Raw genomic sequence first — 16237 nt, 5'->3', positions numbered from 1 at the left:
TTCGGGCCGCTGGGACAATCGGCGTCGTGTCCGAGCTCTCCAGCACGTTCGTCCGGCTGCACGCCCGGCTGGCCCCGGTTCCCTTCGTCCCCGAGGTGCGGCTGCACCAGGCGGACGAGCCGATCGGGCTGTGGGAGCTGACCGAGGGCGAGTTCTCCAGCGACCGGCCGCCACCGTTCTGGGCGTTCGCCTGGGCCGGCGGGCAGGCGCTCGCCCGTTACGTGACCGACCACCCGGAGCTGGTCGCCGGCCGCCGGGTGCTCGACCTCGCCTCCGGCTCCGGCCTGGTGGCCATCGCCGCCGCCCGTGCCGGCGCGGCGTCGGTGCGGGCCGTCGAGGTGGACGAGCTGGCGGTGGCGGCGGTCGCCCTCAACGCCGAGGCCAACGGGGTACGCGTCGACGCCGAGTTCGGCGACATCCTCGACGGCGACGCCGGGGACGCCGAGGTGGTGCTCGCGGGCGACGTCTTCTACAGCGACGCGATGGCCCGCCGGGTGCTGCGGTTCCTGCTCCGCGCCGCCCGGGCCGGCGCACCGGCGCTGGTTGGCGACCCCGGCCGCGCGTTCCTGCCCAGGGACCGCTTCGACGAATTGGCGGCGTACGACGTGCCGGTGCCGGAGGCTCTGGAGAGCGTCCGGGTGAAGCGCACCACCGTCTGGCGGTTGCGGGCCGGCCTGCCGGGGGCCTCCGGCTAGCGTGTCCGGGTGCTGTTCCGCAGCTGGGCGCAGGTGGCCGACCCCGCATGGCCGGACGTGGCCCGGGTGCCGGACCACGTCGGCGGCACCCACCTGGTCGTCACCCGGCACGCGCTGGTGCGTCAGGTCCTCGCCGACCCGGTCACCTACCGGCCGGACAACGCGCTGGACGCGGTGACACCGATGCCGGTGACCGCACTGCGGGTGCTCGCCGAGCACCGGTTCCGGCTGCCGCCGACCCTGGCGAACAACTCGGGCGCCAGCCATCCGCAGATCCGGGCGATCGTCGCGGACGCGTTGCACCCCACCCGGGTCGCCGCGCAGCGGCCCTGGCTCACCGCGCTGGTTCGGGACCGGGTCGCCCGGCTCGGCGCCACGCTCGACACCGGTGAGCCGGTCGACCTGTACGCGGACCTCGCCGCCGACCTGCCGCTGCTGGTGCTGGCGCGGCTGGTCGAGCTGCCGGACGCGCCGGTCGGCGCGGTCAAGGAGTTCGCCCGCGCCGCGCTGGAGTTGTTCTGGGCACCGTTGGACGCCGACCGACAGGTGGCACTCGCCGTCGAGGTGGGCCGGTTCCACCGCGTACTGCGCGACTTCGCGGCCACCGGCGGCGGGTTGGCCGCCGACATGCGCGCGGCCGGAAACCCGCCGGACGTGGTGGTCGGCGCGCTCTTTTTCCTGCTGGTCGCCGGTCAGGAGACCACCTCGCAGTTCCTCACCCTGCTGCTGCACCGGTTGGCCGACGAGCCGGCGGTACGGGCCGGCCTGCGCACCGGCGAGGTCGCCGTGGCCGACGTGGTGGAGGAGGGGCTGCGGCTGGAACCGCCCATCGTCACCTGGCGGCGGGTGGCGGCGACGGACAGCACGCTGGGCGGGACGGCGGTGCCGGCGGGCAGCAGCCTCGTGCTGTGGCTGGGCCGCGCGGGCCGCGACCCCACGATCGTCGAGTCCCCCGACGAGTTCCGCCCGGGCCAGCGCGGGTCGCGCCGGCACCTGGCATTCGGGGCGGGGGCGCACCGCTGTGTCGGTGACGTGCTGGCCCGCATGGAGGCAGCGGTGGTGGTGGCCGAGGCCGCTCCGCTGCTGGACGGGGTGCGGGTGGTCCGTCCGCCCTGGTGCCCGGACAATCTCACCTTCCGGATGCCCGACGCCTTCGTCGTCCGCCGCCCGTACGGCGCACCGCCTGACCGGATGCTGACATCACCTCGGTAGGTTTCCGGGCGTGTCAGCGACCCCTGTTCGTCGGATCCTCGCCGTCGTCCCGCTTCTGGCCCTCCTGACGCTGAGTGCCTGCACAGCCAACCCGACGTTGCACGCCCGGCGGATCACCACTGCCCAGCCGACCCCGTCCGCCCCGCTCCCCAGGCCGTCGACCTCGCCGTCCGCGACGGCGGAGCCCGCTGCCGGGAGCCTGGAGTGGTACCTGTCCCAGGTACCGACCTTCCCCGAGGCGCCGCCACCGCAACCGATGCAGTTGCCCGCGACCGGTGCGGCCCCGTTCTGGCACCGCCTGCCGACCGACCAGAAGGTCGCCTTCATCACCATCGACGACGGTGGGCTGGCCCGCCCGCCGGGATTGATCGACTTCATCTGGGAGGCGCGCATCCCGGTCACGATGTTTCTGAACTCACCGGCGGCGGCGGAGCACACCGACTACTTTCGGCAGATCGAGGCGGTGGGCGGGATCGTGGAAAACCACACCATCACGCACAACTCGCTGGCCGGCCGGTCGTACGACTACCAGAAGCAGGAGATCTGCGGTGCCGCCGACAAGCTGGAGGGGCTGTTCGGCAAGCGGCCCACCCTGTTCCGGCCACCGTTCGGCGAGCATGACAGCACCACGCTGAAGGCCGCACACGACTGCGGCGCGAAGGCGGTCTTCCACTGGACCGAGACCGTCCACGAGGGGAAGGTGCGCTACCAGACCCCGGAGAAGGTGGTCCAGCCCGGCGACATTCTGCTGATGCACTTCCGACCGGCGCTGATGGACGACCTGCTCGCAGCACTGAAGGCGATCCACCGGGCCGGACTCACCCCGGCTCTCCTGACGGAATACGTACGGTGACTTTCCTGTCACGGGCATGACGAAAGTCAGGGTCGGGTGGTGCCGATCGGGCGCAGTGGAGCAGCGGCCCGCGCGCCTAGCGTCAGCGCATGATCACTTTACGTGGGTTGACGAAACGGTTCGGGGCGACCGTCGCGGTCGACGCGTTGACCGTCGACATCGCGCCCGGCCGGGTCACCGGCTTTCTCGGCCCCAACGGCGCCGGCAAGTCCACCACCATGCGGATGATCCTCGGGCTGGACCGCCCCACCGCCGGGCAGGCTCTCGTCGGTGGGCGGGCGTACCGGGAGCTGCGCCGGCCGCTGCACGAGGTGGGTGCGCTGCTCGACGCCCGGGCCATCCACCCGGCCCGGTCCGGCCGGGCGCACCTGTTGGCCATGGCCCGCAGCAACGGCATCCCCACCCAGCGAGTCGACGAGGTACTGGACACCGTCGGGCTGGACGGGCGAGCCGCCAGCAAAGCGGGGCGAACCCTCTCCCTCGGCATGGGCCAGCGGCTCGGCATCGCCGGCGCGCTGCTCGGCGACCCGCCGGTGCTGATGTTCGACGAACCGGTGAACGGCCTCGACCCGGACGGCGTGCGCTGGGTACGGCAGCTGATGCGCTCGCTGGCCGACCAGGGACGGACGGTCTTCGTCTCCAGCCACCTGATGAGCGAGATGCAGCTCACCGCCGACCAGCTCGTGGTGATCGGCCGGGGACGACTGCTCGCCGACGCGCCGATCGACGACGTGATCGCCGGCAGCACGGTCGCGGTTCGGGTCCGCAGCCCGCACCCGGACGGGCTGGCCACCCTCGCCGCGCGCCTCACGGCCGCCGGCGCGACCGTCGAGGCGGCCGACCGGAACGAGCTGACCGTCACCGGCACCACCGCGGACCGGGTCGGGGACCTGGCGTACGAGCTGGGGGTACGACTGCACGAGCTGAGCCCGCACGGCGCGTCGCTGGAGCAGGCGTTCATGGAGCTGACCGCCGACAGCGTCGAGTACGCGGGTGGCGCGACCGAAGGTGGGGCACGATGAGCACCAACAATCGTGGTGGCGCGGTGGCCGCCGAGTGGACCAAGCTCTCCTCGGTGCGGAGCACCTGGTGGACGGCGCTGGCCGGTCTGCTGGTGATGGCCGCGAGCGCCGGCCAGCTGGCCATCTACGCCGCCAACGACAACACCAACGACGACCCGGTCGACGACCGAGGGATCGTCACCGTCGGCAGCGTGCTGATCGACTCGGTCGAGCTGACCCAGTACGTGGTGCTGGCGCTGGGTCTGATGGCGATCACCGCCGAGTTCACCAGCGGCACCATCCGGAGCACGCTGCAGTGCACCCCGTCGCGCGGTCGTGTGCTGCTGGCCAAGGCCGTGGTCGCCGGTGCCGTCACCTTCGCCCTCGGGCTGCTGCTCGGCGGCGTCGGCGCCCTGGTCGCCCGGCCGGTACTCGGCGAGTGGGGCAGCGCCCCGGCCGCCGGCACGATCGGCGACATCGTGGCGGTGGCGACCTACCTGGCGCTGGTCGGCGTGCTCGCCCTGGGCCTCGGCGCCACGCTGCGTAGTGCGGTGCTCACGATCACCGTGCTCCTCGCCACCCTGATGATCGTGCCGCTGTCACTTCAGGAGCCGGACATCGAGGTGCTGAACCGGATCGCCGACGTGTTCCCCGGCGTGGCCGGCGGACACTTCCTGGCCGGCGACACCGAGCCGTACCCGAGCCTGGTCGGGCTGCTCCTGCTCGCCGGATGGGCCGGCGCCGCGCTGCTGCTGGGTCGGGCCGCGCTACGCCGTCGGGACGCGTAAGTCGTGCGGGCTGAGCGGGGGCCGTGCAGGCCCCCGCTCAGCCGTCGACCAGCCCCGCCTCGTACGCGAGGATCGCCGCCTGCACCCGGTTGCGCACGTCCAGCCGGGTGAAGATGCTGGTCAGGTAGCTCTTCACGGTGCCCTCCACCAGGTGCAGTCGGCGGGCGATCTCGGCGTTGGACAGCCCCGCCCCGACCAGGGCGAGCACCTCCCGTTCGCGCTCGGTCAGCCCCGCCGTACGGTCCCGGGCGGCAGGCCGGCGAGCCAACCGCCCGGCGCCCAACTCGATCACCCGGCGGGCCACCCTCGGCGACAGGTACGCGCCGCCGTCGGCGACGGCGTGCACACCGGCGAGCAACTCACGCGGATCGCCGGCCTTGAGCAGGAACCCGCTGGCGCCGTGCCCGAGTGCCCGAGCCACGTGGTCGTCCTCGCCGAACGTGGTCAGCATGATCGTCGCGGTCTCCGGCACGACCCGGCGGATCTCGGCGGCGGCAGCCAACCCGTCCAGTCGCGGCATCCGGATGTCCAGCAGCGCGACCCGAGGACGGTGCGCACGGACCAGCTCCACCGCCGCGCGTCCGTCACCGGCCTCGGCGACCACCTCGATGCCGGGATCGGTGGCGAGGATGGCTTGGACGCCGGCCCGGATCATCGCCTCGTCGTCAGCCAGGACCACGCGGACCGGTGGCGCCCCGGCCGTATCGGTGTTCACTACGCGATCCACTCCTTGCTGGCCAACCGGCCATCGGTGAAGCAAAGCTGCCAGGTCGGCTCCGCGAGGGGGAAGTTGCCGTCGGTGTAGTACTCGCAGTCGTCCCGGTCCACCGCCGTGGGCCGTTCCACCTGTCGCCGGGGCAGCCCGGTCAGCTCCGACCGGAGCGTGCCGACGCGCATCTGGTCGAACGTGGCCCGGTCCAGCACCGTCCCGGCGGTAGCCACCGGGTAGTAGACGAAGGAGAGCACCAGAGCGAAGCCGGCCGGCGCCACGAGCGCCACGAGCAGACTGCGCCGGACTCGTCGGCGGGCGTCGTGCAGCCGCCGCTCCGCGTCCACGGGCCGCTCCATCGGACCGGACTCACCGCCGCCGGACCGTGGCGCTCGGCCCAACCCAGGGCCCGCCGACCCGATCGCCTCCAACGGCGGCGCGGTGGCCGGCAACGCCGCCCGTACGGCGAAACCACCGTCGGCGCGAGGGCCGGCATCGAGCGTCCCACCGGCGAGGCGGACCCGTTCGGCGAGTGCGAGCAGCCCGCTGCCCTGCGACGGCGGGGCGGGCAGCGGCCCCGCCGGCGGAGCACCGTTGACGACGGTCACCTCGACCCGGTCACCGTCGCGGGTGAGGCGCACGTCGACCGGGGCGCCCGGCGCGTACCGGGCGGCGTTGGTCAGCGCCTCACGGACGATCCGGTGGGCCGCGTGGTCGGTCATCGCCGGTAGCTCCGCGACCGCCGGGGCAGCGTCCATCCGTACCGCCATGCCGGCCTCCCGGGCACCGTCGACCAGGTCCGCGACGGTCTCCCCGCTTGGACGCACCGACGCGCCACCCTCCTCACGGAGCACCCCGATGATCTCGTGTAGTCGCTCGGTGGCGGCGGATACGCTGGCCCGCAACTCCCCCGCCGCCGCCCGGTGCCGGTCGTCGAGGTCCGCGGCGACCTCCAGAGCGGCGGCCCGCAACGCGATCAGGCTGAGGTCGTGACCGAGCGAGTCATGCATCTCACCGGCGATCCGGGCCCGTTCCCGCAGCCGGATCCGCTCGGCGGCACCGCGCTCCTCGCGGGTCAGCGCATCGACGTGCCGGCGACCGGCGTCGGCCAACTCCTGCTGCTGTCGCCGGTACCGGCCGACCAACCAGGGGAACACCGCGGCGAAGAGCAGCACCGAGGCGAGCAGGAACCAGGTGGCCGGCCCGGTGCCGAGCAGCCCCAGATTGAGCGCCGTGCCGCCGGCCGCGATCAAGACGAAGACCACGGCCGCCGGGCCCGCGCTGGCGCTGCGCCGCCCAGCGAGGTAGCTGAAGACCGGGATGGCGAACACGAAGTTGCCATCGACAACCGAACCGAGCACCACCAGCACGAGGGCGACCAACGGTCCGCCTCGACGCGCCACCACCACCGCCGCGCCAAGCAGCAACAGCTTGCCGACCAGCAGCGGCAACGCGTACCGCGAATAGGGCGGGGTGACCTCGGCGTAGCCGACCGGGGCGGCAACCACCGCCCAGAGCAGCGCGTCCAACAGCAGGCGACGCCGCCGGTCCCACCGACCTTGCGGCGAGGAGTCGAGGATCCGCACGGCGGTCAGGCTACCCACGCTCGACCTGCGCGGACACCGACGAAAGTCAGGTGTTCAGCCGCTCTCCTCGGCCCAGACCCGCCAGTCGTCGAGCACACCGTGCAGGGCCGGAGTGAGCCAACCCGGCGCGGAGCGCCGGAACACACCGGGGTCCATCGCGCCGGCGCCGTCGGGCAACGCGCCGAGCAGGTTCGGCACCAGATCGGTGAGATTGGTCCAGTGCACCAGCTCCGGTCTGGTCGGCCACGCGCCGATCACCACGCCGGCCGGCACGGCACGCCGGTCGAGTGCCTCCAGGGTCAACGCGGTGTGGTTGAGCGTGCCCAACCCGGCGCGGGCGACCACCACCGCGGGTGCGCCGAGCGACACCGCCAGGTCGGCCATCGTCCACAGCTCACCCGACGGACGCAGCCCCATCGGAACCAGCAACCCACCCGCGCCCTCGATCAACACCAGGTCGTGCTTGTCCGCCTCGTCACGGACGGCGTCCACCGCCGCGTACAACTCCAACGGCGGCAGGTCGGCGACCCTGGCCGCGGCCAGCGGGGCGAGCGGGTCCGGATAACTGGCCAGGGTCCGGCCGGTCAGCGGGGCAGCCAGCCGGTTGACCACGTCCACGTCGCCGGGCTCACCGCCGGCCGTACCGGTCTGGCCCGGTTTGACCACGGCCACCCGCAACCCGGCAGCCTGCGCGGCGGCCGCGATCGCCGCGGTCACCACCGTCTTGCCGACCTCGGTGTCGGTCCCGGTAACCAGAACCGGCCCCTCCCACCCACTCACGGCGCTACCTCGGCTCGCGACTGCGGGGCTCGCAAAACCGGCTCACTCCTCGCGCTCACAACACCACCTCGGCTCGCGACTGCGGGGCTCGCAAAACCGGCTCACTCCTCGCGCTCACAACACCACCTCGGCTCGCGACTGCGGGGCTCGCAAAACCGGCTCACTCCTCGCGCTCACGGCGCACACTCGACGATGACGTCCAGGGCCCGCTCGAACGCCGCCCGGGGCACCCCGGCGCTGACCGTGAGCCGCAGGCGGGAGCGGTTGTCCGGGGTGGAGGGCGGCCGGAAACAGCCCACCGCGACGCCCCGGTCCCGGCAGTCGGCGGCCCAGGCCGTCGCCGCCTCCGGCCCCGGGGCCGTCACCGAGATCACCGCCGCGTCCGGCGCGGAGACGGTCAGCCCGGCGGCGCGCAGTCGGCCGACCGCCAACCCCACCCGGTCGGACAGCTCCGAGCGCAGGTCGTCGCCGACCCGGGCCAGCCGCAGCGCGGCGTGCACACCGGCGGCGACCGCCGGTGGCAGCGCCGTGTCGAAGATGAACGTGCGCCCGGTCTCGACCAGATGCCGGACGAACTCAGCCGGGCCGGCGACCACTCCACCGGCACCACCGAGCGCCTTGGACAGGGTGGCGGTGACCACCACGTCCGGTTCGCCGGCCAGCCCGGCGGCGGCCACCGCGCCCGCGCCGGCCGGACCGGTCACACCGAGCGCGTGCGCGTCGTCGACCAGCAGCAGCGCGCCGTGGCGGCGGGCCACCGCGTGCAGACGGGCCAGCGGGGCGAGGTCACCGTCGACCGAGAAGACCGACTCGGTCACCACCACCGCCGGACGGCCCGGAGCGGCCACGAGCGCGGCGGCGACCGCGTCCACGTCGGCGTGCGGGGTGACCACCGTCTCCGCACCGGAGATGCGGCAGCCGTCGATCAGGGACGCGTGGTTGTGCGCGTCGGAGACGAGCAGCGTGCGAGGTTGGACGAGCGCCCGCAGCGCACCGAGGTTGGCCAGGTAGCCGGAGGAGAAGACGAGGGCACGGTCGGTGCCCAGCCACTGCGCCAGCTCGACCTCCAACGCCTGGTGGGCGTCCGTGGAACCACGCACCAGGCGCGACCCGGTCGCCCCCAGCCCGTACGCCGACAGTGCCGCCATGGCCGCGGCGGTGACCTCCGGGTGAGTGGCCAGGCCGAGGTAGTCGTTGCCGGCCAGATCGGTCATCCCGTCGTCGGCCGGACGCGGGTGCAGTCGCCGGGTCAGCCCGGCCTTCGCCCGCAAATCCGCGCGGCGGTCGAGCGCCGCCAGCCAATCCGCCACCGTCACCCCTTCACCGCTGTCCGCGCCGGTCAGCCCGACACCTGCCGGGCGAAATTACCACCCGCCACCATCGGCCCGACGGATCCACTCGGTGCGAGGGGGGTCGACGGGCTGCCAGGTCATTCCGGCTGATCGAGGGGCCTTGTAGGGTACGAGCCATGCCAGAGATCCTCGACCAGGCCCGGACCCAGGTCCTGGGTGACGGTGTCGGCCTCGACCAGGCCGGCATCCTCGCCGTGCTCAACCTGCCCGACGAGCACCTGCCCGCCGCCCTGCAGCTCGCCCACGACGTGCGGATGCGCTGGTGCGGCCCGGAGGTCGAGGTCGAGGGAATCGTCTCGCTCAAGACCGGCGGCTGCCCGGAAGACTGCCACTTCTGCTCCCAGTCCGGTCTGTTCACCTCCCCGGTGCGCTCGGTCTGGCTGGACATCCCGTCGCTGGTCGAGGCGGCGAAGCAGACCGCCAAGACCGGGGCGACCGAGTTCTGCATCGTCGCCGCGGTGCGCGGCCCGGACGCCCGGCTCATGAAGCAGATGCGCGAGGGCGTCGCCGCCATCAAGGCGGAGGTCGACATCCAGGTCGCCGCGTCGCTGGGCATGCTCACCCAGGAGCAGGTCGACGACCTGGTCGACATGGGCGTGCACCGCTACAACCACAACCTCGAGACCTGCCGGTCGCACTTCCCGAACGTGGTCACCACGCATTCCTGGGAGGAGCGCTGGGAGACGCTGCGGATGGTCCGCGACTCCGGCATGGAGGTGTGCTGCGGCGGCATCCTCGGCCTCGGCGAGACCATCGAGCAGCGGGCGGAGTTCGCCGCGCAGCTCGCCGAGCTCAACCCGCACGAGGTGCCACTCAACTTCCTCAACCCCCGGCCCGGCACGCCGCTGGGCGACCAGCCGGTGGTGGAGGGCAAGGACGCGCTGCGGGCCATCGCCGCGTTCCGGCTGGCCATGCCGCGCACCATCCTGCGGTACGCGGGCGGCCGGGAGATCACCCTCGGTGACCTGGGCACCCGCGAGGGTCTGCTCGGCGGCATCAACGCGGTGATCGTCGGCAACTACCTGACCACGCTGGGTCGACCGGCGACCGCCGACCTGGACCTGCTGGTCGAGCTGAAGATGCCGGTCAAGGCCCTCTCCGCCACGCTGTGACGACCATGACGACGACCGAGCTGTGGTGCGACCGGTGTGGTGAGTCGGCGACGGCCGCCACCCACGCGGCCTGCGCGTCGGCTCGCCAGTTGGAGCCGCCCCGGTTCTGCCACCAGTGCCGGCGCCGGATGAAGGTGCAGGTGCTGCCGGTGGGCTGGTCGGCGGTCTGCGTCGAGCACGGCGAGATCCGGGGCTGAGCCGGTGCTGCGCGGGCGGGCGGTGACACTGCGACCGGCGACGGTCGACGACGTACCCGTCCTCGCGGCGATCCGGGCCGACCCGGAGGTACGTCGGTGGTGGCGCGGCGGCGACGACCTGGCCGACTCCGTCCGCGCCGACCTGGGCGACGACGACCTGCACCTGTACGCGATCGAGCACGACGGCCGGGTGGTCGGCGCCATCCAGTGGCACGCCGAGCCCGACCCGGACTACCGGCACGCCAGCATGGACGTCTTCCTCGACCCGGCGGTGCGAGGTGCCGGCCTCGGCGGTGACGCCATCCGCACCCTGGCCCGGCACCTGATCGACGAGTACGGCCACCACCGGTTCACCATCGACCCGGCCGCGGCGAACAGCGCCGCCATCCGGGCGTACGCCAAGGTGGGTTTCCGGCCGGTGGGCGTGCTGCGCCGCTACGAGCGCGGCGCCGACGGGCGTTGGCACGACGGCCTGCTGATGGATTTGCTCGCCGACGACCTCGTGGAGTGAGCGGGAGCCTCAACCGTCCCAGCACAGGCGCCCATCGGGGAGTCGGTGAGCGCCCTCGGCGGGCTGGTGGGGGCTGAGCCGCCCGTCCGGGAGGAGATGCGCCACCGGCGTCCCGCGACCGAGAGCCGCGACGTCGGCGATCAGCCGGCGGTGGCAGCGCCACCAGAGGCTCTCGCTGCACATCACCACGGTGGTCCGCTGGGCCGCGTCAGCCAGCACCCCGGTCAGCGCCACGTCGAACTCCGGCGTACGGGTGTACGCGGCGTACGCCCGGAACGCCGCGACCCTCCACCAGGTGTCCGGCTCGGGCTCACCGGCCGGGATGTGTCGGCGTCCGCCCAGGCCCGGCTCCCAGCGGTAGTCGATCCCGTACTCGGGCAGCCACCACTCAAGCTCCTCCCGCCGGACGTCTGGGTTGGCGCGGCTGGCGGGGAACCTCCGCACGTCCACCACCAGGGCCACCCCGGCCCCGGTCAGCAACTCCCCCAGCCGCACCCGGTCGGCTGTGCCGTGCCCGACGGTCAGCAACTCCGCCACGAGGCTGGCTTGCCCCGAATCGCGACAGGTTATCCCTCGCCCACGCGGCAAGATCTTGGACAGTTACCGTTCGCGCCGAACGGTAACTGTCCAAGATCTCGGTCAGGCGAGGGTGCAGGCGGTCGGTTTCGGGTTGGTGCCGTTGAAGCCGAAGCTCACCGACGCTCCCGGCGCTAGCGCGTCGTTATAGGACAGTCGTTGCTGGCGTACCCCCACGGAGCAGGCACCGAGCCGGGTGGACCTGCTCGCCGACGACCGCACCGACTGACCTTGAGTCGCCGGGGTCAGCGGCGCTGAGGCACCCGCCGGGTGGCGTTGGCGGCGAGCACCCCGGCGACCAGCGCGGTCAGCACCCCGACCAACTGGATCACCTGTCCGGTCGCCACGTCGGCTCCATGCCGCCCGAGCAGGTTGTCCACCCCGGTCGGGCTGATCGCGAACCCGACGGCCACGAACAGGCCCAGGAGCGCGCCCACCGCGGGCGACCAGCGCCACGGGGCGAGCGCGACGAAGAGGGCGCCAGCCAGCAGAATGATCATCCCGGGCGGTACGGCGATGGGGAACTCGACCCCGGCGGCCCACAGCACGCCGATGCCCGCGGCGCCGACGACGAGGCCGGCGATGGTGAACGTCCGTGCGGTAACAGTCATGTCACCACCCTGTCCGGACGCAGTCCGGTCCGCGTCCGCCCGGCAACGTCCTCCCGGGTACGACAGTGTGCGTACACGGCCGCAGATCTTGGACAGTTTCCGTCAACTGGGCGGGCTCAACCGGTGGTTGCAACACTGAGTAGCTGGGTCATCTTCTCACCTGGGGTGGCCCAGCCTAGGGTCATGCGGGGGCGGTCGTTGAGTTCGTCGGCGACGTGGTCGAGGCCGGCTTGGTCGATGGTGGTGAAGTCGAATTGGCCTTTGGGGAAGTACTGGCGCAGCAGTCCGTTGGTGTTTTCGTTGCTGCCGCGTTGCCAGGGACTGTGTGGGTCGCAGAAGTAGACCGGGCAGTCGGTGGCGATGGTGAAGTCACGGTGTCGGGCCATCTCGACGCCCTGGTCCCAGGTTAGCGAGGCTCGTAACCGTTGCGGGAGCCAGGTCATCGCGGCGGCCAGCTGAGACACGACGTGTTCGGAGACCTTGCCCTCGGGCAGCCCGACCAGGATCACGAACCGGGTAGCGCGTTCCACCAACGTGGCGATCGCGGAACCACCGCACCCACCCCGACGGACTCCTTCGAGCAGGTCACCCTCCCAATGCCCCGGCACCGCCCGGTCGGCGACCTCGGCCGGCCGGTCAGCGATGCGCAGGTTCACCCAGGGCCGAGCCGAACGCACCGCCCCAGCGCTCGCTGCCCGACGGCGGCGAGCGGCGCGACCCGATCGCAACGCCACCTGCCGCGTCAACTCCGCGCGTAGATTGCCCCGCGCCTGCAGGTAGATCGCCTGGTAAATCGTCTCGTGCGACACCCACATCTCCGGCGTGTCCGGGAACTGCGCCCGCAGGCGGGCACTGATCTGCTGCGGCGAACGACGTCGCCGCAGCATATCCAGCACTATCTGACGCAACGGCCCGTCACCAGCCAACCGCGGCACCCGCCCGGAGCGGTTATGCCGCAGAAACGACGCCCACTGCGCCATCGACGGCTGATACCGCTGCCCGTAGCGCTCGAACCGGCCTACCTCCCGCGAGATCGTCGACACCGACCGCTCCAACCTGCGCGCGATCGACCGCAACGACTCATTCGCAGCCCGACCCAACCCGATCTGTTCCCGCTCCAGCGGGCTCAACCTCGACGCCATAACCACCCCAACGAAGATCACCGAAGGGTGTTGCAACCACCGGTTGAGCCCGCCCTGCCAACGGAAACTGTCCAAGATCTCGAGTGCGGCGCGGGTCAGGCCACCGCGCAGGTGGCGTTGTTGACGGTGAAGGCGGTCGGTTTCGGGTTGGTGCCGCTGTGGGCGCCGTTGAAGCCGAAGCTGACCGACGCGCCCGCAGCGATCGTGCCGTTGTAGGACAGGTTCGTGGCGGTGACCGCCGCGCCGGTCTGGCTGACCGTCGCCGACCACCCCTGACTGACGGTCTGCCCACCGGTGAAGCTGAACCGCAGCGCCCAGCCGTTGATCGCGCTGGTGCCGGTGTTCGTGATCGTCACCGTGGCGGTGAAGCCGGTGCTCCAGTCGTTGCTGGCGTACCCCACCGTGCAGGTGCCGCCGACCGGCGGGGGCGCGGTGGTCACCGCGACCGGCGCGGACGCCGCGGAGGTGTTGCCGGCCGCGTCCACGGCCAGCACGTAGAACTGGTACGCCGTCGACGCGGTCAGCCCGGACACCGCCAGGGTGGTGCCGGTCGGCGAGCCGACCAGCGCGTCGGTGGCGCCCGCTTCCCGGTAGACGCGGTACCCGGTGACACCGACGTTGTCGGTCGACGCCGCCCAGCTCAGGCTGACCCCGGTGGAGGTGACCGCCGAGGCCACCGGGGTGCCGGGCGCACTCGGTGGGGTGGTGTCGGCGCTGCCAGCCGGTGGCGTTGTCACGCTGAGCACCGGTGAGGCCGCCGACGTGTTGCCCGCGCCGTCGCGGGCGACGACGGAGAACTCGTACGTCCGCTCCGGCAACAGCGTCGAGACGGTCAGCGAGGTGCCGGTGACGGGGCGGATCACCACCACGTCGTTGCCGACCATGAACTCGCGGACCTCGTACCCGGCGAGCCCACTGCCGCCGCTGTCCGTGGACGCCGCCCAGGTCAGGGTGACGGACCTCGGCGCCAACTGCGACGCCACCGGCTTACCCGGCACGGTGGGCGCGGTGGTGTCCGGCACGGCCGGCCCCGGCTCGTCACCCCAGACACGGGTGGTGCCGGAGTAGAGCGGAACCTTGCGGTTCGGTCCGGCGGTCGCCTGGTACGACGGGTCGTTGGTCGGGTCCCAGGTGCCGCCCTCCGGCACGCCGACCTTGAACTGGACCTCCATCCGGTGCTGCGACTGGCCGGCCGGGGCGATGGTGTAGCCAGTGCAGTCCACCTCGACGTACCAGATGTCGCCGCTGAACTGCTTGGCGGTCGTCGGGGACGGGCAGCCCTGGGTGTAACCGGCGGTGACCTGCACCGGGCCGGTGCCGTCGGGCCGGAAGTAGTAGCGGAAGCGGCCGTCGGTCAGCGCGCGCGCCGGGAAGGCCGACTTGTTGTAGACGATCGCCTTGAGCCCGGTGGCCCGTGGCTCGGCCTGCATCACCGTGGTCTCCACGGTCAGCTCGTCGATGTCCGGCGTCTCGGCGACCGGGAAGTTGGCGAGCGGCGTGCCGCCGTACTCGGAGGTCAGCCGGACCAGCGCGGACGTGAAGCCGGCGTTGTAGTCGGTCGCCACCTCGTTCATCACGTAGTCCGACCGGCTGTCGCTGTACGCGTCGTTGGCCGCGGACGGGCCGCCCACCAGCGCTCCGTAGAGGGTGTGCCGGGTCTCGACGGGCACGGTCTGGCTGTCCCACCACGAGCCGTGCGCGGTGCGGTGGTGCGGGTTGCGCGGCGCGTTGGCGCCGAACCCGATGACGTAGCTGGAGTTGCGCGGGTTGTCGCCGAGCGCGTAGTTGATCTGCCGGACGGCGAAGTCGTGGTAGCGCGCCTTGCGGGTGGTGTCGGTGGTCTTGTCGCTGTAGACCAGCGCGGCGAAGGAGGTGTTGGCGGCGTAGCGCAGCGCACCCCAGGAGTCGAGCACCGCCATCCCGCCGGGCGAGTACGGCACCCGCTGCCCGTTCACCCCGACGGTCCAGTAGTCCAGCCACCGGTTGGCGTCGTCGACGTACTTCTGCTTGCCGGTCAGGTTCGCCAGCAGTACGTACGCCCCGAACTGCTTGTTGTCCCAGGCGATGGTCCACTTGTAGGAGCGGGTGGTGGACTGGTTCTCGGTGCCGAGCTTGTCGTACTCACTCTCGGCCTTGGCCAGGTAGCTGGCCTCGCCGGTGGCCCGGTGCAGCCAGATGGCGGCCCAGACCAGCTCGTCCTGCCAGCCGCTCCACGACCGGTAGAAGCTCGTCGCGTCGGTGATGCACTCGTGGTAGGACTTCCGCACCGTGTCGGCGAAGGTGTAGAGCTGCCGGGCGTGCCCGAGCAGCCGGTCGGCGTAGGCCGCGTCGGTCGGCCGGAACACCATCGAGGAGGCTGCCATCGCGGCGGCCGTCTCCCCCGCCAGGTCCGCGCCGCCACAGCTCGCATCGATCTTGTACGCGGGCCGCGCCATCGCCATCACCTCGGCCGGACCCCACCACTTGTGGTCGTCGTCGCCCTTGCCGACCTGCCCGTAGAGGACGTTGGCCGACGGGTGTGCCTTGATGAAGTAGTCGTTGACGTAGCGCAGGTTGTTGAGCAGGTGTGGCAGTTGCCCGGATGCGGTGTAACCGCTGCGGTATTCCACCGCGCCCCAGGCGAGCATCGTGGCGCTGAACGCCATCGGGAAGCCGAACTTGACGTGGTCGCCGGCGTCGTACCAGCCGCCGGTGAGGTCCAGGCCGGCGTCGGCGCCGTCGGTGAGGGCGCTGTCGCCACGCCAGGAGACCCGGTTCCAGTCGGGCAGCCGACCGGACTGCTGCGCCTCGTAGAAGAACAGCGACTTCTGCAACGCCTCCGCGTAGTTGTAGGTCGCTGGCGCGGCGGACGCCGGCCCGGACGGCGGCACGGTGACGGCGAGGGACAGCCCGGTGAGCAGGGCGACGCCGGTGGCCAGCAGTCGCCGCGGCCAGGGCTGGTCGGCGGCCGGGAAGCGGCCGGGGCGGCCGGAGGCCGGCCGGGTGGGGTGGCGCATGGCGGGCTCCTGTGGGTGGCGCCACCGGCGGCCGCGCCGACGCGGGACGGCGTCGGATGGCACGGCCACCGGCGACTGCGTGGGGTGGCGGCGTGACCAGAGGCAGCGCCGTGGAA

17 protein-coding genes are annotated in these 16237 nt (G+C 72.3%); 8 read left to right on the top strand and 9 right to left on the bottom strand.

All coding sequences use genetic code 11. From position 1 onward, the window contains the following. The first annotated feature begins 26 nt into the window (after window positions 1–26). The 5 genes from PCA76_RS08430 to PCA76_RS08410 all read left to right on the top strand — a co-directional run bounded on the left by PCA76_RS08430 (window position 27) and on the right by PCA76_RS08410 (window position 4549). Window positions 27–695: a class I SAM-dependent methyltransferase gene (locus PCA76_RS08430; protein ID WP_272616502.1), complete on the top strand. Its 669-nt coding sequence runs from the start codon at window positions 27–29 to the stop codon at window positions 693–695. A 9-nt stretch (window positions 696–704) separates the two neighbouring features. Continuing rightward, a complete protein-coding gene (locus PCA76_RS08425) occupies window positions 705–1907 on the top strand; it encodes a cytochrome P450 (RefSeq protein WP_272616501.1) in 1203 nt (400 codons plus the stop codon). A gap of 10 nt (window positions 1908–1917) precedes the next feature. Further along, entirely contained in the window at window positions 1918–2760 is an 843-nt protein-coding gene (locus tag PCA76_RS08420) for a polysaccharide deacetylase family protein (RefSeq protein WP_272616500.1), read from the top strand. Window positions 2761–2849: 89 nt separating this feature from the next. Continuing rightward, complete coding sequence (locus PCA76_RS08415; RefSeq protein ID WP_272616499.1) at window positions 2850–3782, top strand: ABC transporter ATP-binding protein; 933 nt, start codon at window positions 2850–2852, stop codon at window positions 3780–3782. Further along, complete coding sequence (locus PCA76_RS08410; protein ID WP_272616498.1) at window positions 3779–4549, top strand: ABC transporter permease subunit; 771 nt, start codon at window positions 3779–3781, stop codon at window positions 4547–4549. Before PCA76_RS08415 ends, PCA76_RS08410 begins: the two co-directional genes overlap by 4 nt. A gap of 37 nt (window positions 4550–4586) precedes the next feature. On the opposite strand, the gene PCA76_RS08405 is transcribed toward PCA76_RS08410, so the two are convergent. The 4 genes from PCA76_RS08405 to PCA76_RS08390 form a co-directional block, all read right to left on the bottom strand. Continuing rightward, complete coding sequence (locus PCA76_RS08405; protein ID WP_272616497.1) at window positions 4587–5264, bottom strand: response regulator; 678 nt, start codon at window positions 5262–5264, stop codon at window positions 4587–4589. Next, window positions 5264–6844: a sensor histidine kinase gene (locus PCA76_RS08400; RefSeq protein WP_272616496.1), complete on the bottom strand. Its 1581-nt coding sequence runs from the start codon at window positions 6842–6844 to the stop codon at window positions 5264–5266. Before PCA76_RS08400 ends, PCA76_RS08405 begins: the two co-directional genes overlap by 1 nt. Before the next feature lie 54 nt (window positions 6845–6898). Further along, window positions 6899–7624: a dethiobiotin synthase gene (bioD, locus tag PCA76_RS08395; RefSeq protein WP_272616495.1), complete on the bottom strand. Its 726-nt coding sequence runs from the start codon at window positions 7622–7624 to the stop codon at window positions 6899–6901. Between the two features lie 173 nt (window positions 7625–7797). Further along, window positions 7798–8934 carry an 8-amino-7-oxononanoate synthase gene (locus tag PCA76_RS08390; protein ID WP_272616494.1) on the bottom strand — a complete coding sequence of 379 codons (1137 nt, stop codon included), beginning with the start codon at window positions 8932–8934 and terminating at the stop codon, window positions 7798–7800. A 158-nt stretch (window positions 8935–9092) separates the two neighbouring features. On the opposite strand from PCA76_RS08390, the gene bioB reads away from it, so the two are divergent. Genes bioB through PCA76_RS08375 form a run of 3 tightly spaced genes read left to right on the top strand, consistent with a single transcriptional unit; the run spans window position 9093 to window position 10796 of the window. Next, on the top strand, window positions 9093–10088 hold the full coding sequence (gene bioB / locus PCA76_RS08385) for a biotin synthase BioB (protein ID WP_272616493.1): 996 nt from the start codon (window positions 9093–9095) through the stop codon (window positions 10086–10088). Between the two features lie 5 nt (window positions 10089–10093). Continuing rightward, window positions 10094–10285, top strand: a complete 192-nt coding sequence (bsaP, locus tag PCA76_RS08380) for a biotin synthase auxiliary protein BsaP (RefSeq protein ID WP_272616492.1) — start codon at window positions 10094–10096, stop codon at window positions 10283–10285. Between the two features lie 4 nt (window positions 10286–10289). Continuing rightward, window positions 10290–10796: a GNAT family N-acetyltransferase gene (locus tag PCA76_RS08375; protein WP_272616491.1), complete on the top strand. Its 507-nt coding sequence runs from the start codon at window positions 10290–10292 to the stop codon at window positions 10794–10796. Window positions 10797–10805: 9 nt separating this feature from the next. Here PCA76_RS08375 and PCA76_RS08370 read toward each other — a convergent pair whose 3' ends face one another. From PCA76_RS08370 to PCA76_RS08350, 5 genes are all read right to left on the bottom strand, one after another. Further along, window positions 10806–11333 carry a DUF488 domain-containing protein gene (locus PCA76_RS08370; RefSeq protein WP_272616490.1) on the bottom strand — a complete coding sequence of 176 codons (528 nt, stop codon included), beginning with the start codon at window positions 11331–11333 and terminating at the stop codon, window positions 10806–10808. Window positions 11334–11435: 102 nt separating this feature from the next. Beyond that, complete coding sequence (locus tag PCA76_RS08365; protein ID WP_272616489.1) at window positions 11436–11594, bottom strand: hypothetical protein; 159 nt, start codon at window positions 11592–11594, stop codon at window positions 11436–11438. Between the two features lie 23 nt (window positions 11595–11617). After that, on the bottom strand, window positions 11618–11983 hold the full coding sequence (locus PCA76_RS08360) for a hypothetical protein (protein ID WP_272616488.1): 366 nt from the start codon (window positions 11981–11983) through the stop codon (window positions 11618–11620). A 116-nt stretch (window positions 11984–12099) separates the two neighbouring features. After that, window positions 12100–13125 carry an IS30 family transposase gene (locus PCA76_RS08355; RefSeq protein ID WP_272611387.1) on the bottom strand — a complete coding sequence of 342 codons (1026 nt, stop codon included), beginning with the start codon at window positions 13123–13125 and terminating at the stop codon, window positions 12100–12102. A gap of 95 nt (window positions 13126–13220) precedes the next feature. Beyond that, window positions 13221–16121, bottom strand: a complete 2901-nt coding sequence (locus PCA76_RS08350) for a glycoside hydrolase family 9 protein (protein WP_272616487.1) — start codon at window positions 16119–16121, stop codon at window positions 13221–13223. Window positions 16122–16237 lie beyond the last annotated feature (116 nt).

This window comes from Micromonospora sp. LH3U1, from assembly GCF_028475105.1.
In the GTDB taxonomy this organism is placed as follows: domain Bacteria; phylum Actinomycetota; class Actinomycetes; order Mycobacteriales; family Micromonosporaceae; genus Micromonospora.
Note: the sequence above shows the minus strand (reverse complement) of the source record. Positions and strands in the feature narration are given on the sequence as shown.